The organism is Gilvimarinus sp. DA14, assembly GCF_024204685.1.
Lineage (GTDB): Bacteria > Pseudomonadota > Gammaproteobacteria > Pseudomonadales > Cellvibrionaceae > Gilvimarinus.
This window is the reverse complement of record NZ_CP100350.1, coordinates 299,812-325,282: the sequence shown is the minus strand read 5'-3', so window position 1 is coordinate 325,282 and position 25,471 is coordinate 299,812. Positions and strand designations below refer to the sequence as shown.

Sequence of the window (25,471 nt, the reverse complement as noted above, 5' to 3'; positions counted from 1 at the left end):
AAGGAGACACTCATGTATAGCCACACCCGTTTTAATTGGCGCCCATTGGCGGCCGCCATTGCCGGAACCACCCTGCTCGCCGCCTGCGCCAGCCAACCCACATCGAGTCAGAAGTCAGTCTTTAGCATTAACGACAAAGAGTATTTTGACTCGGCCGCCGTGGATGTTTTTGCCTTTTCCAGCAAACCGGGCGGCCTGTTTTTTGATTCTAAAACCGCGGGTATTGAAATTGTTCAACACGGCGAGCGCACCGCCACCAACGGTGATGTTCGTCTGTTACACACCCCCGAGCAGTGGGACGGTATGGGGCAGTTTGTCGACCGCGATGTCGACCCGCAAACCGGCACCATCACCACCGAACTGGCCTACCCCGAGCACGACTTTAGCTACCGCGTGCAGGCTAGCGCAAACGCCACGGGTGTGACTGTCAGTGTGCATTTAGACCAGCCATTACCGCCCGAATTGGAAGGCAAAGCCGGCTTTAATATGGAATTTGTGCCCGCTGAATACTGGGATAAAACCTATTTGGCCGACGGCAAGCCGGGCCAATTCCCACGCTCTGCCTCCACCACCGACGGCATGTTAATAAACGATGACGGCTTAACCGAACCCACGCCCTTTGCTCGGGGTAAAACCCTGGTACTGGCGCCCGAGGATGACGAACGCCGCGTAACCATTAAAGAAAGCCTGGGTGATGGCGAGTTGATGCTATTTGATGGTCGTACCAAGGCACAAAACGGCTGGTATGTGGTTCGCGATATGATTCCGGCCGGCGCTAGCGGTAAAGTGGTGGAATGGGACATAGAGATTAGCGCCATCCCTGACTGGGTGCGCGAACCCGTGGTGGGCTATTCACAGGTAGGCTATCACCCAGCGCAATCCAAGCAAGCGGTGATTGAGCTGGACCCTAACGATAGCCCCGAAAGCAACATCCAGCTTCTGCGTGTCAACGCCGACGGCAGCACAGAAGTGGCCCTAAGCGGCAAACCCAAACCCTGGGGCGATTATCTTCGCTATCAGTACCTCACCTTCGACTTCTCCGAGGTTGATGAACCCGGCCTGTATCAATTGCGCTACGGCAAGCAGACCGGTAACGCCTTCCCCATCAGTGAAGATGTGCTGACCAAAGTCTGGCAGCCGACCTTGGACTTTTTCTTTCCGGTGCAAATGGACCATATGCTAGTGCGCGAGGCCTACCGCGTCTGGCATGGTCGCTCGCACATGGACGATGCCCTGCAGGCGCCACCCAGCTACGAGCACTTTGACCTCTACGCCCACGATGAAAACCTGGACACAGACTTTGCGCCCTTTGAACATATTGACGGCTTAAACTACGGTGGCTGGTACGACGCCGGTGACTACGACATTCGCACTCAGTCGCAATACCACACAGTGCAAGGGCTGGTGCATGCGGTGGAAGAATTTGGCATTGAGCGCGACAACACCACCGTCGACCAAGCGAAAAAATTCACTCAAATAAATCGCCCGGACGGCCAGCAGGATATTCTGCAGCAGATTGAACACGGCACCCTGGCGCTGATTGCCCAGCATCGCGCCATTGGCCACGCCATTCCGGGTATTGTCGCCGGGCGTTTATACCAGTACCCCCACTTGGGCGATGGCTCCACCAAAACCGACAATATGGTTTACGACGCCAGCATGGACCCCCACGCCGATGAACGCGCCGTGGGCGATATGTACGAGCCCTCGACTGTAGACCCCACCGCCGGTGAAGACCTGATGCCCGAAAACGGCACTCACAGTGGCCGCTTTGACGACCGTTGGGCCTTTACCAGCAATACCACTGCCCTTAACTATGGCTCGGCCGCCGCCCTGGCCGGTGCCAGCCGAGTATTGGGGTCGCTAAACGCAGATCTCGCCGCCGAAAGCCTGGAAACGGCGAAAAAAGTGTGGGATTACGAAGCGGGCCGCGAACCCAACACCTACCGCTTTGGCAATACCACCGGCGGCCAGTTGGAAGAAGAGCACCTGAAAGCGGCAGTGGAATTATTGCTCGCCACCCAAGAGCAAAAGTACGCGGACGCGGTGCGCGAGCTACTGCCCCAGGTAAAAGAAAACTTTCACGGTGAAAACGTCACCATGCTAGTCGCCGCTCTGCCCTATATGGATGACGCCTACGCCACCGAGCTGGAAACCCTGGCGCGCGAATATCGCGAGGGCATTAGCGAAATCGAAAAAGATAACCCCTACGGTGTCCCCATTACTCGCGGTGGCTGGGCCGGTAACGGCACCGTTATGGGTTTTGGTATCACCAACTACTGGCTGAACAAAGCCTTCCCCGAGATCGTAGAAAAAGACTTGGTATTCCGCAGCCTGAATTATATTTACGGCACCCACCCGGACTCTAACTACTCTTTTGCCTCGGGTATCGGCGCCGAGTCGCAAACCGCTGCCTACGGCAGCAACCGCGCGGACTTTTCCTATATTCCCGGCGGGGTTGTGCCCGGGGTACTGGTATTGGCACCGGACTTACCCGAAAACAAAAGCAATTGGCCCTTCTTTTGGGGACAGAATGAGTATGTGATTCCTATGGGCAGCCGCTATTTGTTTTTGACCCACGCCGCCCAGGCCTTGTTAGAAAAGTAGTTTTTGCGTGGAAATGTGAGCCTTGCGCCGACACCCCTGTGGTGTCGGCCTTTTTTCATTACCCCTTAGTTGCCCCTAGCAGCACGATACCGAAAATCACCCAATCGTTAATAATGTGAGCGCCGGTAGAAACCAGAATATTTTTGGTTTTAATGTAGGCGAGCGTCAACACCAATCGAGCCGTGCCAATCACCAGCACACACTGGAGCCAATTCCAGTTGTAAGATGGCAGATGAACCAGACCAAAGATAACGGATGAAAGCAACCAGGCCAGTAACACCGCCTTGGTACGGGACAACCCCAAACGCTGGTGGCCTAAATACAAAATAGCCAGCAGCGGCAGTATCGTCAGAACCTCTTCCCCAAAAAGCTGGGGAATACTGCGCAGAAAAAACCATTCGCGCTGCGCCAGACTTTGGTCGGCCAAGGTTTGCACCGCAATATTCTGGTCGGCGCCGAAAAGCTTGATCACCAACACGCCCACCAACGAACTCACCACCAAATTCAACAGGGCAAAAGCCAGCATCCAACCGAAATCTGCCGCGCGAAGCCTACGAAACAGACTCCGCCAATGGGGGCCAGCGACGTATCGCAGAACCGCAAGGGGAATAGCGGGAAACAACAGGGTGCGAATTAAAATACCCGGGTCACCGGTCAGTACGGGAACATTAAGTGTCAAGCAGGTAAAACCCAAGGCCACTGCAGCCAATACCATCAACCACTGGCGGGTAGATATTGTGACGGGCTGGCCCGCATAAAACGGGAAGTCATCGCCGGGGCGCTCCAGCCCCCTCACCAAAGGCTTAGCTGCCGTATTGCTCATCGTCACGCACTATACCCTTTTAAAAAAATGCTTACCATGTGCTAATCCGCTGTTCTCTTGGCAGATACAGCGCATCGTCCGGGCCCTCAGAAAAGGCCTGGTACCACACGTCCAGGTTTCTGACCGTGCCATTCGCGCGGGTGTTGTAACTCCCCCCGCCATAACACCCACCCAAACGGATTGACGGATATTGGGACTCAAGTCTTTGCGGATATAGTAACCGCAATGAGGGCACCCGAAGGATTTTTCTGGATTGCGCCACTCTTCGCATAGCGCCTGCTGACTTGTAAAGACGTGCCAGCAGCTCGGGCATTGGTGCGACATACAACTCCGTGATAATTATTATTGTATTAAGCACGCCTACCAACGAGCTTTATCCCACATTTCCGGGTTGGCCCAAAAGCGCGGGTTATTCCAGGCGCGTTTATGGTTATAGTTGCTGATATTATAGGTGTAGAGAGCCAAGGCCTCGCCACCCTCTTCCAACTGCGCCTGCCTTTTAAAACCCAAGCCGATAAAATCGCTTTTACTCCAACCGCTTTTCTCACTCACGAGTACCGCAATCTGGCGAGTACCGTAATTGCGCAGCAGGCCGATTAACGTTTGCCCCTGGATGTGATCTATGTGCTCAAGTGTCTCGGTCACCAAGGCAAGATCCTGTATCTCGGAAAGCGCCAAGCCTTCTTTTGTATCGCCCGGCGCAAGACAAGTAACCTTACAGGAATGATGCTCCGACCACCGCTGTGCCAAGGCTTCACTTGTGTCACCTAGGACAACGATTGTTTGGGGTTGGCAAGCGTCGATGATATTAGCTAGCGCTTGATTTGATTCGGACATAGAGTGCTAAGAAGTTGAGTGTGCTTTTCAGTATCACACCTTTAGTGAAGAGGTCGCAAGACAAGCATAAGAACCTTGCTGCTTGACGAGGACTATTTTTAAACGATAACGAACCCAGGGAATGACATTTTGCCGAGCTTTTTAAAATAGAAGATCGCTGGCAATAACACACACCCCGAGGGACAACAGCCGAAAAGTCGCCTTACCATTTGTCGCTGTGCAGATTAAACCAGCGCCCCCCAGCCCAAGGCTGGAAGATCGCCCAGGTGAAGTATGAAAAACAACAAGGGTGCCCCAAGCCACGGCCAACACCGAGCTTAGGCTGAAAACTGTGAAACGGGCGCGGAATCTTCACCTGAAGCCGTCGGCAAAATGCGCATCACGAAAAAAAGCTCAGACCAATAGACGGTTAACGACCAGTAAAAGCACGAACCCCACCATAAAGTTCAATATTTGGAACTTTAATTGGTGTTTCAGCCAATAAATCCCTTATAAAGGACTTACAAAAACACCACTTAAAGTGCTATATTAGGAACACAAACATAGAATACCGCAACAAAATTCGACTTTTAGCACTTTATGAGACAAAGCAACGACACAATCACCGCCGCCGATCTGGGCGAACGCCTAAAGCAGGCGCGCCTTAACCTCGACCTGACCCAGGTGGAGACCGCCGAGCGCGCGGGTGTTACCCGCAAAGCGGTGTTAAACGCCGAAAAGGGCCAAGCGACTCTGGAGGTGTTTGTTGCCATTATGCACGCACTTGATCAGGCCGCGCAGCTGGATAACTTTTTGCCTCCCCCGCCCGTCTCTCCGGTGCAATTGGCCAAACTACAGGGCAAAAAGCGCAAGCGCGCCTCCGGCAGCCGTAAAGATGAGCACGACGAGGAGCCCAGCGCATGGTAATGGAAGTGGTGGCTGTCACCTACGGTGAACACGAGGTGGGTGCGGTAAGCTTTGATACTGCCACAGGCCTGGGCGCGTTTGAATACACCCAGAGCTTTATCAAAACTGGCATCGAGCTGTCGCCCTTGAAAATGCCGCTGGCGCGGCGTATTTACACCTTCCCCGAGCTGGACTTTCACACCTTTAAAGGCCTGCCGGGAATGATTGCCGACTCGCTGCCCGACGACTTTGGCAACGCGGTACTTAACGCCTGGGTCGCCAGCCAGGGCAAACAGACCGCCGACATCACCCCCTTGCAGAGACTGCAATACACCGGCCGTCGGGGCATGGGGGCGCTGGAATACCATCCGGCCACCCGCTTAAAAAGTCTGAATGCGTCCACCCAGGTTGAAGTGGAACAACTGGTGACGATTGCGCAGGAAATTCTGGACCAGCGCGAAGAATTTAAGGTTTCCCTGCAAAGCGATGGCAGCGACGAGCGCGAAGCCATGCTGGCGTTACTCTCTGTGGGCATGAGCGCGGGCGGCGCACGCCCTAAGGCCGTGCTGGCCTTTAATAAAGACTTTACCCAGGTGCGCTCTGGCCAGGCGCGGGTGCCAGAAGGCTTTGAGCACTACATCATGAAATTCGACGGCGTCAGCGAACACAATGCCGACCGCGAAACCTTTGGCGACCCCATGGGTTTTGGCGCCATGGAATATGTGTACTACTTAATGGCCAAAATCTGCGACATTAATATGATGCCCTGCCATTTAATCAACGAGGGCGAGCGGCGCCACTTTATCACCCAGCGCTTTGACCGCACAGGCAACGATAAAATACACGTGCAAACCCTAAACGGCCTGGCTCACGTGAACTACAAAATGCCCGGCTCTTTTTCCTACGCCGAATTATTTGAAGTGGCGCGGCAGCTGAAACTGCCAGCCGAAGACGCCGAACAACTGCTAAAGCGTTTGGTGTTTAACGTTGTCGCGCGCAACCACGACGACCACGCCAAAAACTTCGCCTTCACCCTGCAAGACAACACCTGGCGTCTGGCCCCGGCCTACGACATCGCCTACAGCTACAAACCCGGCAGCCGCTGGGTTAACAGCCACTGGATGACCTTAAACGGTAAACGCGACCAGTTCACCCGCGACGACTTGTACAGCCTGAGCAAAATAAGCCCCCTATTCACCCGTAAGAAAATCGACCAAACGTTAGAGCAAACCTGCGACAGCGTAAGTAAATGGAAAACGCTCGCCACCGAACATGCCGTACCCAAAAGTTTGCTTAAAGAAATAGAGGGAAATTTTAGATTGGACTTATAATTTTCACTCAATTACAACAAAAGCGAGGAAAACTACAGATAAAGATATAGCCGCTACTGCGTAAACCCGCCCACCCGAGATCAATTTGGTTGCTCTGCAGTCAACCGATCCAGCCAATATTCGGATTTTTCATCAGAGTGGCCGTCCCAATGTTGATTACTGTACAAGTAATACAAGCGCGAGGTGGCTGCCTCGTTACCATTGTTCGCGGCTTTCACATAAGCTTTGCTAGCAAGGTCAAAATCATCACGCTGAGATAGGAAATCACCGTAAGACAGGCAGGCCGGGTAAAAGTTATTATCACACTCGCGAGCCATAAAGGCCTCGTACTTAGCGTTAAACTCTTCGCGGTTTCCCGGAGCAATACATTGCGATACAGCTTCATCTACGCACTGAATATCGTCCATTGCAGCCTTGTAAAGGCTATAGAGAACCTCTCGCGTGTTATTGCTCTCAAACGATCGATGTAAGTTCGACTCGTGGAAAAATCGACCTGACGCTCTATACGTCTTCCCTCGGTAAAATTTTCCATACTTTCCGTCGTCATATCTAATAAAAAACGGCTAACAAACACCTCACGAACAATCGATAAAGCCAACAAAGGCAAAAGCACAAGAATAGCGACTGTCTTTAACGTCTCCTTGTCAGTTCTGAATTTCACTCCCTAAGACCTCACAATATGATTGCCGCAAACAAGTTTGACTAAATTAAGCTCGTGGCCGAGAAAGACAACGAAAAACTGCCCATATCTAACTTTGGCACACCCGCCCCCCTGCGAGCGAGCCGAACGGAGGCCTATTTTAGGGGGTAAGTGAGCAGGACGCTCACGCAAGTATCGCCGCGCCATGGACGGCGCGTCGATACGGCCCGCTAAAATAGGCTGGAGTGAGGGCACCCGCAGGGCCGCGAACCGGGGTGTCTTCTTTTGGTTACTTTTCTGGACAAGCAGAAAAGTGACAAGTATTACTGCCCCAACAACCCACGCAACTGATTCACTTTCTCTTTATCTTCGTCTGACAAATTCTCTTCAATCGCCTTTTGCGCGGCGTCTTGGGCACGAGATTTAAGTTCAGCCTCGGCACGATCGCGCGCTTTATCGATCAATGGCTGAACAATGGCTTTCGCCAGCTGGGGCCCGGTTAAGCCGTTTTCGCGATCGCCCAGATTGGTTCGGGTAATATCGCTCAGAGCCACGGTGCGATTTTTATACTGCGGCGATACCAAGTCCATGGAAATATCGGTAAAGCTCAGTTTTTCCACCATAAAGCGCGGTGCGGCGCCTGAGGATGACTCCGGCTGTGCTTCTTCTTGCGAGCTTCCCTGATTCAAGCGGCGCATCAACTCTTGAATATTGGTTTGCGCAATACCTTTGTCCTCAACCGTTAACTGCGCGCCATCGATCAGGATTTCATCGATAACGATCACCGGGTCGCGCAAGGTGGCCGGCTCAACCTGCAGGGCAACCTCATTTAACTGAAACAGGTAGGGCTCATTAAAGCCTTCCAGGTTGGCGATAGACAAACCGTGCAGCTCGCCTCTCCCCTGCTTTAGCTCAAAGTGAGTGGAGTCTAGGCTGACTTCGGTTTGCAGCACCTCGGTGCCAATACGCTCAATCGCACCCGCGACTATGGTGTCTAAGTTTTTAACCAAATAATAAATACCGCCGCCTATCAACAAAAACAGCACCAGTAAAATAATCAGAATGATTTTTAACGCTTTCATATAGGTATTCCTTTGCCGAAAATTAGTTTTAAGGAGCTGGCTGTGTTTGCGGCGCAGCTTGTCCGCCAGTGGCAGGCTCGTCATCTAAATGCTCAAGCGCTTCGCGGGCGCGATCCATCTCCGCTTCCACCGAGTTGATGATCGCATCCCAGCCCTGCACGATCACCTGGTTGGCCTTTTTCACCATAGCGCCAACCGAATCCTGCTCCATTTTCTTAATTGTGTTGCTGAGCGCCTGGGCGCGCGCCTGTAAATCCGCCGATTGGCTTTCCAGCTCGGCCACCCGGGCCTTAAGCTGCATGTGTTGCTGATAACCCCAGTACAGTGCCGCGCCCTGCGCCGACACCGCAATAACCAATAAAATCAGTAGTAAACGCGCGAAAAACCCCATATTCACTTCTCCTAAGCAATGCGCCAACGCTGAAAAACGCCTATCATAACGCGCACTAAGCAACAAAACACAACCGTGAAAACAAGCTCTTATGAATGATAGCTCTCTCGCCCTGAATTTACTGGGCATTATTGCCATCTTATTTACCGGCGCCATTGTCCTGACCATTATCGCCGTGGTCATTATGTATGTGGTCGATGTCAACCAAAGCGCTCACACCATTCGCCGCAACTACCCGGTCATTGGCCGCTTTCGCTACCTGTTTGAACACTTGGGGGAATTTTTTCGCCAGTACTTTTTTGCCATGGACCGTGAAGAGCTGCCCTTTAACCGCGCCGAGCGCGCCTGGGTGTATCGCTCGGCCAAAAATGTGGACGCCAATGTCGCTTTCGGCTCAACCCGCGATTTAAGTAAAACCGGCGAAGTGATGTTTCTAAACTCCGCCTTTCCCACGCTGGAAAAAGATGCCGCGCTGCCCTCAGAGGTGATTGTAGGCCCCTATTGCCGCAAGCCCTACACCACCAGTTCCATTTTTAACATCAGCGGCATGAGCTTTGGTGCCTTGTCCAAGCCCGCCGTACGCGCGCTTTCCGCAGGCGCCGCCAAAGCGGGCTGCTGGCTCAATACCGGCGAGGGTGGCCTGTCGCCCTACCACCTGGAAGGCGGTTGCGATGTCGTGTTCCAGATAGGCACCGCCAAATACGGCGTGCGCAACCACGAAGGCCACCTCAGCGATGAACGGCTAAAGCACCTGGGCGAGCACGAACAGGTAAAAATGATTGAGATCAAGCTCAGCCAAGGAGCCAAACCCGGCAAGGGCGGTATTCTGCCCGCCGAAAAAGTCTCGGCCGAAATTTCCGCTATTCGCGGCATTCCCGAAGGTCACGCCTCCATCAGCCCCAACGGCCACCCGGATATCCGTTCGGTGGATGATCTACTGGATATGATTGAGCATGTGCGTGAAGTCACCGGCAAACCCGTGGGCTTTAAAGCGGTCATTGGCAGCAAGCAATGGCTGGAAGATTTAGTCGCTGCCATAAAACAACGCGGCATCGACCGGGCACCGGACTTTATAACCATTGACAGCTGCGACGGCGGTACCGGCGCCGCCCCCCAGCCGTTGATAGATTATGTGGGCCTGCCGCTCAAAGAGAGCCTGCCCTGGGTGTGTGACTTGCTAACCCAGCACGGCTTAAAAAGCCGTATTAAAGTGATCGCCTCGGGCAAGCTGGTTACCCCTTCTAAAGTCGCCTGGGCCCTGGCCTGCGGCGCTGATTTTACCGTGAGCGCGCGGGGCTTTATGTTCGCCCTGGGCTGTATTCAGGCCATGCAGTGTCACAAAAATACCTGCCCCACTGGGGTCACCACCCACGACCCGAAACTGCAGCGCGGCCTCGTCCCGGCCGACAAAGCCGAGCGTGTGGCCCACTATCAACGCAATATGACCTACGGCGTAGGCCTGATTGCCCACGCCTGCGGGGTTGCGGAGCCGCGCGGACTGCGCCGCGACCATGTGCAAATTGTTATGGCATCTGGGTTATCGGCGCCGTTAAGTGAACTTCACCCCGAGCCTGTGACTCTGATAGACGACCAGGACCAGGCGCACGCCAGCAGCGCCGGCAAAGCGAACAAAGAGGTACCCCATGAAAGCATCAATTAAATGGCTGACGTTCATCGCACTAGTCGTCTGCAGCAGTGTTCAGGCGCAGCAAAATGACAACCCAGATGTGGTCACCATCAGCGATTTAAGCTGGACCGATGAAAGTTTTTTATCGCAACAGCGTGCACGTATCGACCGGTTAGCGCGGGAAAACTTAGGCAGCCAGATTCGCGGCGACAAATCAGACCTGAGCACCTTGCAACGCATTATCGACCGCGAGCTGGTCAAAAAAGATGACACCATCACCCAGCAGGCGCTGGGAGTGGTACTGGGCGATGTCATGCTCAAAGACGAACAAGAGCTAACCTGGAAAGTGTACGAAGACAAAGTGGGCCGCTCGCGCGCCCTGTGCGCCATGAGCGTCGAAGAGTGCCTATTCCCAGTGACTATGCTGTCACGGCGCATGCGCGTAGGGTTAAAGCCGGATGTAAAAAAAGTTTACGTAGAAGCCCTGGAGCTGATTGCCGAATCACTGCCCAAACTTCCCTATGGCGAGGTACGGGAGTATAAGGCTTATTAAAAAGCCTGAAGTCGGATGTCTGAAGTCAGATGCTAACGCGTCAGACCTCAGACATCAGTCGTCCGACAGCTTTACTCCAACTCCGCCTTAATCTTCTCTGCCTGAGCAGCCAGCACATCACCTTCAGCGGGCTTGGCATTGGCAAAATCCAGCTCGCTCATTTCATCCATAGGCACCAAGTGAAGGTGGGTGTGGGGCACTTCCAGCCCCGCGATCATCATACCCACGCGGGTGGCCGGAAAAGCCTTTTGCAGCGCCTTGGCTACCTTTTGGCTAATAACAGTCAGATGCGCCAGAGTCTCGGCGGGCAGGTCGTACCAGTGGTCGATTTCCTCGCGGGGAATCACCAGTACATGGCCATCTTTTAGCGGCGCAATGGTCATTATGGCCACCGCGATATCATCCTCGTAAACAAAATGCCCCGGCAATTCACCGGCAATGATTTTGCTGAATACACTTGCCATAGTGGCCTCCTTAATTAATAAACAGCAACTCCGAGCTTCATCAGCTCGCGCGCTAACACTTCGTCCAGATTATCCAGCTGCGCTTGCTCTAATTCAATTACCGGACAGTGGGCGGCCTTGAGTTTTTCGCGCAATTCAAGCGTGGCGGCCAACTTTCCCGGAGCGGCTTCGGCAGGCCAATACACAATGGCCACCCGCTGCTGCGGTAAATAAAAATCAACCGTCACTGATTGATCACGGTATTGCCCCAAGGTCAATGCCAAAGCATAACGTCGGGCGTGTGTTAAGCCTGTGACATACAGCCAATTGTTAATCAGGTTTAAGCCGCTCTCGGCAGGCTCGTGGCCGTCTAAGCAATGTGCCGCATCGGGCTTTAAAGCCGCCACGGTCTGCTGCAAGGCTGGGTTATCCAGCAAGGTTTCGGGCCAGGTTACAAAAGGGATAGCGGTGCTCTCGCTGACGTGCTGCTGCGCCCCCAGGGCTTTACCCGCCTCGGTCGCCAGCCAGCCGTGCACGTGCTTTTCAATCCAGCCGCGCTCGGCCAGCAACACATTAATTAATCGCGCCGGCAGGCTGAGCTTTAACGCCAAGTTACGCGCACCCAACGGCGCCTCGGGTAACAGCCCCATCACCGGATGGTTCTTCAAACTTTCGGGCCACACAATATACTCACCATACTTGGGGTGGTTGGCGTAGGTACCGCCTTCAAAACGCCCCTTCTCGGTCAACTGCCAGTGACCGTCCACCTTAATAATCCAACCGCTGTTGGCCAGCAAAATAAACAGCTCTTTACTGTCTTTACCAATCGCCTTCGCCAGCGCCGTGGTGGATAGATGTTTTTGCTGTGAGTCCCTACTCATAAGCCCGCCCATTACTTTTGTGCAAGATTAGCACGAAAGTACTGGCCAAAGGTTAAACAATACCCTATACTCCGCGCCCTCAGTGAAAGCCTCACAAGAGCCCTAAGAGCTCCGTTCGAGACCCGCGCCATTTGCGCACCGTGCTATGAGGCAACTACTGATGGAGATTTACTCCAGCGTATGCCTCAAGCGGTTATGTATTTCCCGCCTGAATTAGATACCTGAAAGCAGCGGCCTGCGGGCACTGCGGTAAACCTGTGATTGTTACCGGCGCTTTGGCGCCCTGACCTGTCTGTTTGAGTCAATCTCCGACTCGCGGCGTACGCATTACGCCATTTTGCAATCGGCGCCCCGCGCCACAATTGGATGTATTCATGTCATCAGAAAACATTGCTTTTTCCGAGCTGAACCTGTCTCAGCCCGTTCTTAACGCCATTTCTAAAATTGGCTACGAAACCCCCTCACCGATTCAAGCACGCGCCATTCCCGCGCTGCTGGACGGTAAAGATATTGTCGGCCTGGCACAAACCGGTACCGGTAAAACCGCCGCTTTTGCCCTGCCCCTGCTGTCGAGCATCGACACCAAGAGCACCGACACCCAAGTGCTGGTGTTGGCCCCGACCCGCGAACTGGCCATTCAGGTCGCCGAAGCCTTTCAAAGCTATGCTAGCGAGCTGAACAACTTTCACGTACTGCCCATTTACGGCGGTCAGGATATGCGCGGCCAGCTGCGCCAGTTAAAGCGTGGCGCTCAAGTGGTGGTAGGCACCCCCGGCCGTGTTATGGACCATTTGCGTCGCGGCAGTCTGGATTTATCCGGCCTTAAAGCCATGGTGCTGGACGAAGCCGACGAAATGCTGCGCATGGGCTTTATTGACGACGTGACCTGGATTATGGAGCACACCCCCGAGACCCGCCAAACCGCGTTGTTTTCGGCCACCATGCCCAAAGAAATTCGCCGTGTTGCCAACACCTACCTGCGCTCGCCCGAAGAAATTAAAATTGCCCGCGAAAGCACCACTGGCAGCAACATCGAGCAGGCCTACTGGATGGTAAGCGGCACCAACAAACTGGATGCCCTAACCCGTATTCTGGAAGTGGAGCCTTTCGACGGCATCATCATGTTCGTGCGCACCAAAACCGCCACCGTCGAACTTGCCGAAAAACTCGAAGCCCGTGGTTACAGTGCTGCCGCCATTAACGGCGACATGAACCAGGCGCTGCGCGAGCGCACCATTGAGCGCTTAAAAAACAAATCGCTGGATATTCTGATTGCCACCGACGTTGCCGCCCGCGGTATTGACGTTGAGCGCGTCAGCCACGTTATTAACTACGACATTCCTTACGACAGCGAAGCCTACGTACACCGCATTGGCCGCACCGGCCGCGCCGGTCGCTCGGGCAAAGCCATCTTGTTTGTCGCCCCGCGCGAAAAACGCCTGCTTTACTCAATCGAGAAAGCCACCGGCCAGCGCATTGAAGCCATGAAGCTGCCCAGCGGCGACACGGTCAGTGCCGCGCGTATCGATCAGTTCTTGCAGCAGATTACCGATGTGGTCAACAGCGAAGAAGACATGAGCTTTTTCGAAGAGCTGCTGGCCAAATACAGCCGTGAGAACGACCTAGAGCCAGAAGCGATTGCCACCGCCCTGGCCTACCTGCTGCAAAAGAACCGTCCGCTGCAGGTTAAATTTGCCGAAATCAAACCCGAGCGCGAGCGCAGCCGTGATCGCGGCGAGCGTGGCGAACGCCCCCGTCGCAGCAACCGTGGCCCGGAAGAAGGCATGAAGCGCTACCGCATTGAAGTGGGCCGCAACCACGGCGCACGCCCAGGTGATATCGTCGGTGCCATCGCCAACGAAGCCGGTTTAAAAGGCCGCAGCATCGGCCAGATTAAACTGTTCGACAGCTTCGCGACCTTGGATCTGCCTGAAGACCTAGCTCCCGCACAGACGAAGAAAATTGCCTCGCTGCATGTGCGTGGTCAGCAGTTGTCACTGAGTGAGGACCGCGGGCCTATGCGTAAAGGTGGGGATAAGGGGAAGGCTAAGCCGCGTAAGCGTAAAGCGTAAGCTCACCTACGGGTAATTGATGTACCGCCACAGCAGGAGACTGCTGTGGCGGTTTTTTATTGGGCGTTAATAAATTAACGGCTTTTTATATGCCCGCATCGCCGGGCGTAGCGAGTTACTTTTCTGTTGTTTGGCCAACAGAAACCTAACGAAAAGAGAAGCCCACCCCGACGAATGGCCCTGACGGGTCCCCCTCACTACGGCCTATTTTTGAGGGCCGTATCGACAAGACCTCCCTGTCCCGGCGATACTTGCGCACGCGTCCTGCGTGCTTACCCACAAAAACAGGCCTTCGTTCGGCTCATTCGCAGGGGCCCCAGGTGTGCCACTCTGATCATTGGATGTACAGGTTTCACCTGATCCGTTTATCAAAGCTATCTTAGCCTCTTACAATCTTTTCACCAGAAAACGTAACGCAGCCAGTTGCCTTTCTTGTTCGTAGAGGGCGATATATTCCTGCCAAAGCTCGCGGTTAATCATGCCGCCGGAAACGGTAATTTTCTCATTCAAGGCTTCGCTCAACTCCATAAACTCCAATTGATCTCGTTGAATCTGCTCGCTATACCGCGCAGCATTAGTGTCGTCGAAATCTAACGCTAGACCAGCGCCGACCGCGCGTTCGACCAGCGTTTCTCCTTGCCTAAATAAAACGTCCGCACGTTTGGCACACGCACTATGCCAAGCAGCATCAAGGGCGTTTGCATAGCAAACCTGATGAACGAATCTCAAGCCAGGCACCGTCTGAGCCGCGCTCACGCCTAGTATATCTGTGAACTCATCGCCGGTGAGATAACCGTAGCGATCAAGGTACACATCGCCAATCATCTCTATATATTTCGCCTGATAGGCATTATTGCTCGGCGCATTTCCGGCGTTCTGAAAATGCTCTAACGCTTGAGAAAAATCACCAGAACGATAAGCGTGCTCAGCAAGAATATCGTCCACCACCGCATTATCCGGCGCCAAAGATTTCAACATTTCCAGTTCTTGCGAAGTGATGACTGGGGCATCCTCCACACTGGATTGAGCCAACAGGCACAGCGCCAGCGCCTTTTCTGATGTCTGGTTGATCAGCTCACGTAGACGCGCGACTTCTTCTGAACTATCGGGTATACGCATCAACATCAACGCCAGCATCTCATTCGGCCTGGCCGAATTCGCTAAGTACTGAACCAACCAATCTTCAAACGTCTCACCCCCGTGATATCCCCGAGCCTGAGACGCTTCACTCGACAAGCCGCTCGCCGTTTCGGTTTTCTCGCTCTTTGACGGATCGGCCGCTGGAGTGCGAGCGACTGGATTTACCACTGTATTTTGCCACTTGGCAGGATATTCCTGATTTGTGGATTTTAATACCACCTTAAAGCTGACAAAAACCAGAAGCAGAAAAACCACAGCGCCAATTAATAGCTTAGTGTTAAAACGCATATTCCTTTATCTATACTCATATTTTGCTGTATGCCGCCTACTCAGCATTTTAGCCCCAATGTTTATCTGTATGTCGCGATGCTTATTTAGAATGCTGATTCATTTACCGCTTAGGCGGAAATGTAAGGCCGAGTCCTCAGCAATACGAATATTGCCATTTCAGTTAATTCTAGGTACCCGATCCGTTTGAATCACAGTTTGGTTAAGTTGTCGTAGCTTACTGAGAGACACCTGAAACTGACCATTACTCGGTAGCCGTTTACCCGTGAATAGCTCCCATACTAAAGCTCCGGGCCCGTTATAGATTTCTTCGAATGTCCCGTCACGCATAATTTTGATGATGATTGCATGCTGAGGCTGACTTCGGAAACCAACAGTATTAGATTGTGTCGCCTTAATCTCAACCTCTAAGCCACTCTCCGTCACAGCATCATAGCCTTTGTTAGATGCTGTCATAAGCGTCAAATCGTAGGCATCAGCTACTAGGCACTCTCCCAAGCTGCCGACCATATGCCCATCCGGTGTAAAGTGCCTGCCCGGAAACATACACTCCAGCTCGTTGACCGTGGCATAAAGATCCTTAACCAAGGCCCGAAATCTCTCGTGGTCGATCATAGATACTATTTCATCACAGGTAAAAGCCAAAATTATGTAATAGGCAGCTTGGTGTGCGTGAGTATATACTCACGCTTGTCCCCATTTATCGCTTATTTAACTGAATCTCTTGTCTCAATAGCTCGTGATAAGTTATAAATTAACGGCTTTTTATATGCCCGCATCGCCGGGCGTTGCGAGTTACTTTTTGCGGCAAAAAGTAACCAAAAACCCTGCCCAACATCTGGCCCCTGCGGGGTGCCCTCTCTCCGGCCTACTTTAGCGGTCGGTTTAAATCGCACGTCCCTGTGCGCTCAATCCTTTCGCGCTCGTCCAGAGCGCTCAACCACTAAAACAGGCCTCCGTTCAGCTCAGATGTAATCGGGCGAAACCCGGCTCACTCGACGTAAAACACGAAAAATAAATCTGTCACCTTTTCTTCGTGTTTCTACTTTTGCTAGCACGATTCGCTCTACTCTCTTTCAAGGCCGACTTCCATTTACGAAAGGCGTTTTTCTCCTCCAGGCTGAAACAAACTCTAAAAAGTATCCATGCCACCGGCACAGATACCAAAAAAACCAAAGCGCCAACGTAATTCCATTGAACTAAACTAACGCTGAGATATGTCTCAAGACCATCTCCACTGTAAACCTTATAAGCTACCCTTGAGGCAAAACCGATAATCGCCACTCCCAAAAACCAATAGAAATAGTGCGACTTATCTCGAAAACATTTCATATCTTGACACACGTAACACCACCCACCGGGGCCGCAGTGGAGGTGAATGTTTTGCGGTAGCGTAGCGTAAACCGCAAAACAAGCACCGCAACGGAGGTCCAAGCCGCTACGCGGCTGAGCCTGATGGGCCTTGTTAGGCTTTTTGACTACCACTGTAATTTGCGACTTTCCAATTGTGGCGGACTACAAATATAACTAGGCCAATACCTGTAACTATAAGAGCCACCCCTGCACACCACATCAACTTCCACACAAGTGCACACACAGCAATGAAAAGTGCAAGCACAATAAATACCTGCAAGAAGGCCACCAAATATAAATTGATATGCTCGTACGTTTTCTCCCCATACAAAATATAAGGTAGAAAATACTGCCACCCACCAAGTGATAACATTAGTGACAGTATGGCAGACCAAACGGAAATTTCGTTGTAGTGTGCTTGACCCTTTGCTTGAACGAGTAAAACAATTAAACCGCTAGAAAAACCCGCCGCTGCAAGTGCCATATTACTGAGACGCTCTAGGTAATCTTTCGTTATATGCTGTCTGAGATTTTGAATGGGATTCATATTTTATTGCTCAATTTACTCGCGCGCCTAACGCCTCAATAACCGGCGCAGCTTTTCTGCGTCCGGCGCCGTAGGCGCGTAGTTAATTGACTTGTTAGTGTTTTAGCACGGACCATGAATAAGACCGACCCAAAAAGATTGGATAAAAGACGCAATTGAATCTGGTGCCGCTGGATAAAATGCTGATACCGACGCTCTAACAGAAAGGAACGATACCAAAGCGGCTATAGGAATGAGGCCTCTTTGCCACTTACCTCTGAACGCGCGAACTGGATTGAACATACAAAGAGCTACAAGCACAATGATTAATGAATAAATTACTTGCTCATGCCAAATATAGCCGCCGCAAGAAAAAAGGCCCAGGAAAGTCCCGCCCGCCATCAATAGTAGAACGAGTAAAATTACAAATATTATTGGCACTCTACTCTTCATAAAGAACACTAACAGCTTATTAATGTGCGAGTTGAAAAATACGCTAGGCAATATATCTTCCCTAGAAAACTTTTAAGAATTTCTTCCAAGCTTATGATAACTCTCAAATTGATGACCACTTGGCGTATTTATTCTAGTTTGTAAAGAAGCCGTCTTACTTTCACACTGGCAACATATCACTCCTGCTTAGAGTATTAGATTTACGCTCTAAGCAGCTGAATACTATCGCATTTATTGCAGCAACATCAGTGAAACCAGAAAAACAAAGTGAGCCAGCTTACTTTCTACAATCACAATGGTTTTGCTGATCAAAAACCAATAGTTCACGACATATCATAACGGGCCAAAGGGAAAGATTGGATTTCAAAACAGAAGGGCGAAGTGCCCGCACATCAGTCCCGACGCACTGTTTACCCTACCTTTCCGCTGGCCCGGATGTGGATTTAATCCGACTTAAACAAGCCGACCAAGACCACTAAACACTTGATGAAAATAGTGCCACAGGTTACCCCGTTTGGCAACGGGGTAACGTCTGATGTCGGACGTCTGAAGTTCGACGAAGAAAATGATTGCCCTGCGACAAAATAAGCGCAATCGGATGATCCATATCCGCCTAATTATCAGCATGGCACACCCCGGGCCCCTGCGAATGAGCCGAACGAAGGTCTATTTTTGTGGGTAAGCAAACACGGACGTTTGCGCAAGTATCCCCGCGCCACGGACGACGCGTCGATACGGCCCTCAAAAATTGACCGTAGTGAGGGTACCCGAAGGGCCATTCGCCGGGGTGGGCTTTCTTTTCGTTAGTTTTCTTTGCCCAAACAAAGAAAAGTGACTCGCCCACCCGGCGACCCGGGCAAACAAAAAGCCTAAAACCAAGGCTTTTTATACATCACCACTCCTGTCAAAAGCGCATCCCGAAGCCGAAGCGCTTCGGCCTTCGGCAAACACACCAAAATCACCTTGCCATCCGCCCCTAGTGCTTGCAGATCGCACAAACCCACCCAGCGCTTAAGCGGTGTTTCGCACACCTCGACTTTTTGCAGTTTGCCCACCGGCAACCACTGTTCGCTAAAGCCGATAAACCCCTTGCGCCAGGCGAGCCACTCGCCGTTATAAAAATAGCCCTTCTGTCGCCACAGGCGGCGGCTGATGAAAAACACCAGCGGTAGCAGCAACAAACCTAGCAGCGCCCAGGGGCCGAAGGCAATGGCGAAGGCTGCGCTCAAGGTACAAATCAACGCCGAGTAAACCACAAAGGGAAAACGCCAGCTAAAGCTGTGCACTCGCCGCCAGCGAGCCGCTGGCATGTTTAGTTCACCGCGCAGTAGCAACCAGTTAAGCCAATCGACTACCGGCACAAGAAAGTGCTTGTCTTGCGACTGGGCTGTTTGCACGGCAACGCCGCCACCGGCTTTGCTGATGTGCACGGTATAGCGTTTTAAACATTTGGCGATTAGCCCCTGAGCTAAGGTGACTTTTTGCAGCTTGTGAGTTTTAAAACCGCGGGTGCGAATGGTGGTGAGCCCGGCGCGGCTTTGATAGCGCTCGCCTACGCGGGTTAATTCGAAATTCCAAAAGCGAAATAACGCTAAGATCACCGACAAACCAAACAGGAATGTTGTACCCACCAGCACCGCAAACACCGCCAACACCACGCCGATGGAAATAGCGAGATTAGTGCTCAGCCAATCGAACAATGAATACCACTGCGAGGCCTCAAGCTGCGCGAGTGATTGCTCGAACACTGGCCCCAAATATTGACCAAAAGGTGCCGCCAGAGGCGCTAAGTACAACAGAGAATTATGCATTAAGCCGTAGCGGACAATTTCTGCAGCGTTTAAGTTCAGCTGATAATCCGGTGCGGTTTTTTGTGTTGTTCGCGTCTCGCTTTCAAGCGTTTGCTTATCACTTTTCGCTTGCAACTGCTGCTCTAAAATATCCCGACGCAATGATTCTGCAAGCGCAATGGGTATGCCGGGTATGTCTACTTCCTGCTGCGAAGAGCCGGCGCTTTCTAACCCCAGCGTGGCAAGGTTAAACGGGCGAAAGTAAAACGGGTGAGCGATATCCGCCTGCTGCACACGCTCAAAGTCCAGGCTTAAACGGGTGCGGTTAAGCACCCCGCTGCGCAGCGTCAGGCGTTTTTCTTCAATCGCAAAGCTGAAAAACCACCAGTGCAGCACCACCCCCACCAGCACCAGTAAAATCAGCGCCGGAAAACCCCAGGTGAAGAAGAAATGCCGCACGGTCTCACCCGCGGCCACCAGCGGAATGAGTGCGGGCCACAGGTGGCCCAGGGCGGGAATGGTTTTTAACGCAAAGTAAACCGTGGCAATGGGCGAAACGCGGTGCCAGGTTAAGGCCTCCGCCTCAATGCTGGCCATGGTCGGTCTCCGCATCTGCCAGTTCTTCGGTAGCAATGCGCTCGGTTAAATACTGCTTTAAACGGTGCGCCTCGTCGGTTGGCAGACCCGGGATTTTTATATCAGACTGATAACCTCCAGCGGTGTACAGCACCAGCTTGCTTAAACGGTACAAGCGCTCAATGGGCCCCTGAGTGACTTCAATATGCTGAATGCGATTGGTGCCCGCGGATACGGTTTTATGCCACCAAAAGCCGGTGCGCTTGTGAATATCCAGCTCTCGCAGCAAATACTGAGTGTGATGCACCCTTCGCGGTACCCACACCCCCAGCAAAAACAAGGCGAAAACAATGAGTACCGCCGCCGCAATTTTGGCGGGCGTTTGCAAATGCTCCAGATTAAAAGTAATGACCAACCCAAGACCAATAAGGGGAAACAGACAATACAGCAACACCGTCCAGCGCAGCACGGCGCGATAGGATGGCGAGATCGCAGACCAGGGCTCACGGTCAAGCGGAGGGAGTTGTTCGGCGGTGACTACCGCGTCTTGCAGGCTCATAAACACATTCCTTGATTATTATGAGGGTATCTTATCTGAAATATGGGAGTCGCGTATGGTGGGTTACGCGGCCGGTGGTGAAAGTTTAAAAATCGTCAAACATCTGAATATGATAGCCACCGTCCACCGCTTCACTCATGGCTTTGTCGGCGGCGAGTACGCGCTCATCGGCTAGCAGCGAGGGGGCGACCGTTTTGCGATTGTTGATTTTGATATCGGTAAAGCCCGCGCGCATTAAATAAATTTTGCACAACTGCTCGGCGCCGAACATATCCGCAAAGTGGATATAGACAATAAACGGCACCTGCTGGCCCTGTTTAACATCTTCGTCGATGTCTTTGCGGGCCGTGGCGTCGGCGGAAAATATAAACATAAAAGCCTCGAAAACTGTCTGATGTCGGAGGTCTGACGTCAGACGTAAACACTTAAACGTCAGACATCGGACTTCAGACGGAAAATCACACCGTAATAATTACCCGCACTGCATCCAGTTTTAAGCTGGCGTGGTCTAAACATTCCAAGCTGGTGTCCAGCCGGGTTTGCAGGTAATTGAGTTCTTCTTCACGAATGTTGGGGTTAACCCGAGCCAAGTCTTGCAGACGTTCAATCTCGCGGCCGATATCGGCTTTAGCCAGCGCCTGGGCATCGGCCACCTGCTGGTCGCGTAGTGGCGCTACCTGTGCTTCGGCCTGGTCCAGTAGTTTGGAGATAGGCTCGCGACTGTGGCGCACCAACTCTTGTGCACTGGCGCGGGGGACTTTTTTCAGCAACTGATGCAGTTTGTCAGCCCCCAGCACTTGGGCAAAGTCTTTACCATTGCTGTCTAACAATACCCGAACCAAAGGCTCGCGGATATAGCGACTTAACTGCAATTCAGACGGGGCGGGACTGTAGAGACAAAATACCGCTTCGACCATTAAGGTGCCGGGCTTAAGTGGTGGCAGCTTCAGAGTGGCCACACCGGTATTGCCGTATTCAGTGTCGGCTATCAGCTCCAGGGTGCCTCGCACCAAAGGGTGCTCCCAGGTAAGAAAGCTCATATCGTCCCGCGACAGGGCCTGCTCCCGATCAAAGGTAACGGTTAAACCGGATTCTGGCAGGCCCGGGTATGGATCGACCCGCATATGCTCGCCCGGATGCAGCACCCAGGCATTTTCACTGTGGCGCTCATAGTCCACGTTAAAGCTGTCCAGAGCGCGCATAATGTACTCGGGCAGCTCCGGGTCGGCGTCTTGCTCGCTCAGGCTGTGCACCAAAGCTTCGGCCTTACCCGGGCGGCAGGAGTTCAGCTCCAGCAGTTTATCGCGCCCGGCCTGAAGTTCGGCATTGAGCTTGTCGGCATAGGTGCGGGTATCGTCCAGTACCGCGGCGAAGTCTTCGCCCTCGCCCTGCAGCGCCTTTAGCAAACGCGTTTCAAATTCTACAAAGGCACTGTGGCCTATTGCGCAGGTATGCTCAAAGGCGTTGATACCCTCGTGGTACCAGCGCGCCAGCTTCTGTTGCGCGGTGGGGTTGTCGGCATGACTGTAAAGCGGCAGGTGCAGATGAATATCCCCGGCCTGGCCTATGCGATCCAAACGGCCGATGCGCTGTTCCAGCAGGTCTGGATTGAGCGGCAAATCGAACAACACCAAATCCTGCGCAAATTGAAAGTTACGCCCCTCGCTGCCGATTTCCGAGGCAATCAACACCTGAGCGCCCTCTTCGGTATCGGCGAAATAAGCTGCGGCCCGGTCGCGGGCAATTAGGTTCATATCCTCATGGAAAACCGACGAGGCGATACCGTGTCGCAACCGCAAGTACAGCTCCAGCGATTGCGCGGTATCGCTGCTGGCGCAGATCACCAGAATTTTCTGCCCACGTTTTTCTTTTATCAAGTCTTTTAGCCAGAGCACACGCGGGTCGTTCAGCCACCAGTCGCCCTGTGCCTGCCAGTACTCTTCCGGGTGCAGCTGTGCGGCTAAGTCCATTGCCGCCAGAACGTCAGCATCGCCTGCCTCAAGTTCCAGCTCGTAAGTGTGCAGATGGCGACGGGGGAAACCTGCCACCGCATGGCGAGTATTACGCAGCAGTACGCGGCCGGTGCCGTGGCGATCCAGCAACACGCTGATCAGCTCATCAATGGTCGCCGCTAAAGAATCTGCGCTGGCCTGCTTTTGCAAAGACTCTAATTGGGGCTTGTCTAAGAACTCAGCCAGCTCGGTCTGAATATCGGCGGGAATAGCGCCCGTTTGCTCACTCTCGGCCGGGCGCAGCGCCAGCAGTCTTTCCACCAGATCGCTAAGCGGGCCGTAATCGGCCTGCTCGCGGGTAAAAGCTTCCAGGTCATAGTAGCGGTCTGGGTCCAGCAGGCGCAGGCGGGCAAAGTGGCTTTCTACCCCCAGTTGCTCCGGCGTTGCGGTAAGCAGCAGCAGGCCGCGCGCGCGCTGGGCCAAACGCTCCACCGCCTGATATTCCTCGCTGGCAGCGTTCGGACTCCAAGTCAGGTGATGCGCTTCGTCCACCAGCAGCAAATCCCAATCGGCGGCCTCGGCTTGAGCAAGTCGGTGCTCATTGGCGGTAATAAAATCCAGCGAGCACAATACCAACTGGGCCTGCTCGAAGGGGTTAATGGCCTCGGCTTCTGCTTCATCTAGCAATGCCTCGCCGTCCAGCTCAAAGTCCAACAAATCTTCTTCGGTGTCTTTGCCCTCTAACGACAGGCAGCGCTCTTCATCCAGAAGGGTAAACGACAGGTTAAAGCGGCGCAGCATTTCCACCAGCCACTGATGCAACAGCGCCGGGGGCACAATAATCAAAGCGCGAGAGGCGCGCCCGGTAAGCAGCTGGCGGTGCAGAATCATGCCCGCCTCAATGGTTTTACCCAGGCCTACTTCATCGGCCAGCAATACCCGCGGGCTAAAGCGCGAGGCGACCTGTTCGGCAATGTACAGCTGGTGCGGCAGCAGTGAGACTCGCGGCCCACCCAGACCAAAGGTGTCGGTTTGCTCTACCTTATGACGCAACACCCGGCTTTGGTAGCGCAGCGAAAAGTGATTACTTTTGTCGATTTGCCCGGCAAATAAACGCTCGCGAGGGGTTGAGAACTGAACGTAACTGTCCAGCTCAAATTCGGGCACGGCGCGCTCTTCTCCATCTTCGGTCAGGGTTTGGTAAAGCAAGCAACCGGCCTGCTCTATCACCTCTTGCACCTCTACACGGGTGCCATCCTGGTGTTTGATTTTCTCGCCTTCGGTAAAGCGCACCCGACTTAACGGTGCCTGCTTAAGCGAGTATGTGCGCCTTTCACCGGCGGCGGGAAAGCCGATATCCACGGTAGAACCGTCCACCTGTAACACCACACCTAACCCCAACTCGGGTTCGGTATCACTGACATAACGTTGACCTAAGGTGACTTCTACCTGCGACACGGTAACCTCGCTGCTGTGATTTGGGCGCGCATCATACTGCGACTGGACGGCAAACTAAAGGATGCAGCGGGTTTGCGTTTAACCGCGAGAGCGGCACGAGCCGAACAAACCGCCCTAAACCCCGCATTCGGTTTTTGTTAAAATAGCTGGCTCGTCAAAACCAAATTCAGAAAATGGATGCAGTATGAGTCAAAATCCTAGCCCCGAGGTTCCGCAAGCGCTACAAGATATTGTGGATCAACACGATTTTTTAAGCCTGACAGACAGTAAAACCTGCTTTCCCGGCAGCCAGGGCACAGGCCTGACTCTGATCAAAATAGCAACCGACAGTTGCACAGCTATTGTCAGTACCAATGGCGGACACCTGCTGAGCTTTACCCCGGCCGGTGGCGATGAGCTGCTGTGGCTTAGCCCCAACTGCCAGTTCAGTCCGGGCGCCAGCCTGCGCGGCGGTATTCCTCTGTGTCTGCCGTGGTTTGGCCCCCACCCGACGGACAGCTCGCGCCCGAAACACGGCATAGCCCGCACCCGCACCTGGCAGCTAAACAGCGCCAGTCTGGACAGCGAAGGCGTATGTCACCTTAAGCTCAGCCTACACCACAGCGCCGACGAGCTGTTCGAGCATGATTTTACCGCCGAGCTGACCCTGTCTCTCGGACTCACGCCAACGCTGCACCTGAGTCTAACCAATACCGGCCAGTCGGACTTTGACGCCAGCTGGGTAATGCACACCTACTTCGCCATCAACAGCTTAGAGACAACCCGAGTCGAGGGTCTGGACGGGCGTGAGTATTCCGACAAAGTAGAAGGTGGTAAGTACTTTACCCAGAGCGGCCCGGTTACATTCAGCGGCGAAGTTGACCGGGTGTACGAAGATATTCAGCTACCCGTGACCCTGGATGACGGCCAGCACCGCTACCGCATTGAAGGCGACCTGTGCCCGAGCGTGGTGGTGTGGAATATCGGCGCCGAGGCCGGCAGCCAAATTGCCGATATCGGTCCCGACAATCACAAGGGCTATGTGTGCGTTGAGCGCGGCGCCTGCCTTGGCGATACCTGGCACCTGCCCGCCGGACAAGTGCGAAGCGCGCATATGAGCATTAAGCCCGCTTAAGCTAAGAGCGGTTCGCCGCCCGGCACTTGTATCAGTAAAAACACGACCTTAGCCCGCAATTACTGTAAAATCGCGGGCTTTTGTTTATTC

At 53.2% G+C, this 25,471-nt stretch carries 21 protein-coding genes; 7 read left to right on the top strand and 14 right to left on the bottom strand.

The features are described from left to right. The first annotated feature begins 12 nt into the window (after positions 1-12). Entirely contained in the window at positions 13-2,607 is a 2,595-nt protein-coding gene (locus tag NHM04_RS01320) for a glycoside hydrolase family 9 protein (RefSeq protein ID WP_254265257.1), read from the top strand. Between the two features lie 58 nt (positions 2,608-2,665). On the opposite strand, the gene NHM04_RS01315 is transcribed toward NHM04_RS01320, so the two are convergent. Both NHM04_RS01315 and NHM04_RS01310 read right to left on the bottom strand, forming a co-directional pair. Beyond that, entirely contained in the window at positions 2,666-3,430 is a 765-nt protein-coding gene (locus tag NHM04_RS01315) for a CPBP family intramembrane glutamic endopeptidase (RefSeq protein ID WP_254265256.1), read from the bottom strand. Between the two features lie 360 nt (positions 3,431-3,790). After that, on the bottom strand, positions 3,791-4,267 hold the full coding sequence (locus NHM04_RS01310) for a DUF6231 family protein (RefSeq protein ID WP_254265255.1): 477 nt from the start codon (positions 4,265-4,267) through the stop codon (positions 3,791-3,793). A gap of 579 nt (positions 4,268-4,846) precedes the next feature. Between NHM04_RS01310 and NHM04_RS01305 the strand changes: the two genes are divergently transcribed. Together NHM04_RS01305 and NHM04_RS01300 are read left to right on the top strand one after the other, a co-directional pair. Then, positions 4,847-5,173 (top strand): helix-turn-helix transcriptional regulator, encoded by a 327-nt coding sequence (locus NHM04_RS01305; protein ID WP_254265254.1) that lies wholly within the window; start codon positions 4,847-4,849, stop codon positions 5,171-5,173. After that, entirely contained in the window at positions 5,167-6,483 is a 1,317-nt protein-coding gene (locus tag NHM04_RS01300) for a type II toxin-antitoxin system HipA family toxin (protein WP_254265253.1), read from the top strand. The genes NHM04_RS01305 and NHM04_RS01300 overlap by 7 nt, the downstream gene beginning before the upstream one ends. Positions 6,484-6,563: 80 nt before the next feature. On the opposite strand, the gene NHM04_RS01295 is transcribed toward NHM04_RS01300, so the two are convergent. The 3 genes from NHM04_RS01295 to NHM04_RS01285 all read right to left on the bottom strand — a co-directional run bounded on the left by NHM04_RS01295 (position 6,564) and on the right by NHM04_RS01285 (position 8,596). Continuing rightward, complete coding sequence (locus tag NHM04_RS01295) at positions 6,564-6,890, bottom strand: hypothetical protein (protein WP_254265252.1); 327 nt, start codon at positions 6,888-6,890, stop codon at positions 6,564-6,566. 556 nt (positions 6,891-7,446) lie between these two features. Continuing rightward, positions 7,447-8,205 (bottom strand): AsmA family protein, encoded by a 759-nt coding sequence (locus NHM04_RS01290; RefSeq protein ID WP_254265251.1) that lies wholly within the window; start codon positions 8,203-8,205, stop codon positions 7,447-7,449. A 28-nt stretch (positions 8,206-8,233) separates the two neighbouring features. Next, on the bottom strand, positions 8,234-8,596 hold the full coding sequence (locus tag NHM04_RS01285) for a hypothetical protein (protein WP_254265250.1): 363 nt from the start codon (positions 8,594-8,596) through the stop codon (positions 8,234-8,236). A gap of 91 nt (positions 8,597-8,687) precedes the next feature. Between NHM04_RS01285 and NHM04_RS01280 the strand changes: the two genes are divergently transcribed. Further along, on the top strand, positions 8,688-10,256 hold the full coding sequence (locus NHM04_RS01280; protein ID WP_254265249.1) for an FMN-binding glutamate synthase family protein: 1,569 nt from the start codon (positions 8,688-8,690) through the stop codon (positions 10,254-10,256). Beyond that, positions 10,240-10,776: a DUF3806 domain-containing protein gene (locus tag NHM04_RS01275; protein ID WP_254265248.1), complete on the top strand. Its 537-nt coding sequence runs from the start codon at positions 10,240-10,242 to the stop codon at positions 10,774-10,776. Before NHM04_RS01280 ends, NHM04_RS01275 begins: the two co-directional genes overlap by 17 nt. Positions 10,777-10,847: 71 nt before the next feature. On the opposite strand, the gene NHM04_RS01270 is transcribed toward NHM04_RS01275, so the two are convergent. Together NHM04_RS01270 and NHM04_RS01265 are read right to left on the bottom strand one after the other, a co-directional pair. Continuing rightward, positions 10,848-11,240 (bottom strand): HIT family protein, encoded by a 393-nt coding sequence (locus tag NHM04_RS01270; protein ID WP_254265247.1) that lies wholly within the window; start codon positions 11,238-11,240, stop codon positions 10,848-10,850. A gap of 14 nt (positions 11,241-11,254) precedes the next feature. Further along, entirely contained in the window at positions 11,255-12,100 is an 846-nt protein-coding gene (locus NHM04_RS01265; RefSeq protein ID WP_254265246.1) for a phage antirepressor KilAC domain-containing protein, read from the bottom strand. A gap of 374 nt (positions 12,101-12,474) precedes the next feature. Between NHM04_RS01265 and NHM04_RS01260 the strand changes: the two genes are divergently transcribed. After that, positions 12,475-14,172, top strand: coding sequence for a DEAD/DEAH box helicase (locus NHM04_RS01260; protein ID WP_254265245.1), 1,698 nt, complete (start codon positions 12,475-12,477; stop codon positions 14,170-14,172). A gap of 387 nt (positions 14,173-14,559) precedes the next feature. Here NHM04_RS01260 and NHM04_RS01255 read toward each other — a convergent pair whose 3' ends face one another. The 7 genes from NHM04_RS01255 to rapA form a co-directional block, all read right to left on the bottom strand. Then, entirely contained in the window at positions 14,560-15,600 is a 1,041-nt protein-coding gene (locus NHM04_RS01255) for a hypothetical protein (RefSeq protein ID WP_254265244.1), read from the bottom strand. Positions 15,601-15,759: 159 nt separating this feature from the next. Further along, positions 15,760-16,215 (bottom strand): hypothetical protein, encoded by a 456-nt coding sequence (locus tag NHM04_RS17395; RefSeq protein WP_371872566.1) that lies wholly within the window; start codon positions 16,213-16,215, stop codon positions 15,760-15,762. 850 nt (positions 16,216-17,065) lie between these two features. Further along, the gene (locus tag NHM04_RS01250) at positions 17,066-17,500 is read right to left on the bottom strand and encodes a hypothetical protein (RefSeq protein ID WP_254265243.1); all 435 of its coding nucleotides are present in this window, start codon (positions 17,498-17,500) and stop codon (positions 17,066-17,068) included. A 1,301-nt stretch (positions 17,501-18,801) separates the two neighbouring features. Then, positions 18,802-20,319 (bottom strand): PH domain-containing protein, encoded by a 1,518-nt coding sequence (locus NHM04_RS01245; protein ID WP_254265242.1) that lies wholly within the window; start codon positions 20,317-20,319, stop codon positions 18,802-18,804. Further along, positions 20,306-20,857 carry a PH domain-containing protein gene (locus NHM04_RS01240; protein WP_254265241.1) on the bottom strand — a complete coding sequence of 184 codons (552 nt, stop codon included), beginning with the start codon at positions 20,855-20,857 and terminating at the stop codon, positions 20,306-20,308. The genes NHM04_RS01245 and NHM04_RS01240 overlap by 14 nt, the downstream gene beginning before the upstream one ends. Before the next feature lie 85 nt (positions 20,858-20,942). After that, positions 20,943-21,230, bottom strand: a complete 288-nt coding sequence (locus NHM04_RS01235; protein ID WP_254265240.1) for a hypothetical protein — start codon at positions 21,228-21,230, stop codon at positions 20,943-20,945. A gap of 85 nt (positions 21,231-21,315) precedes the next feature. Further along, positions 21,316-24,267 (bottom strand): RNA polymerase-associated protein RapA, encoded by a 2,952-nt coding sequence (gene rapA / locus NHM04_RS01230; RefSeq protein ID WP_254265239.1) that lies wholly within the window; start codon positions 24,265-24,267, stop codon positions 21,316-21,318. A 184-nt stretch (positions 24,268-24,451) separates the two neighbouring features. On the opposite strand from rapA, the gene NHM04_RS01225 reads away from it, so the two are divergent. Next, positions 24,452-25,381 (top strand): D-hexose-6-phosphate mutarotase, encoded by a 930-nt coding sequence (locus NHM04_RS01225; RefSeq protein ID WP_254265238.1) that lies wholly within the window; start codon positions 24,452-24,454, stop codon positions 25,379-25,381. Positions 25,382-25,471: the final 90 nt, after the last annotated feature.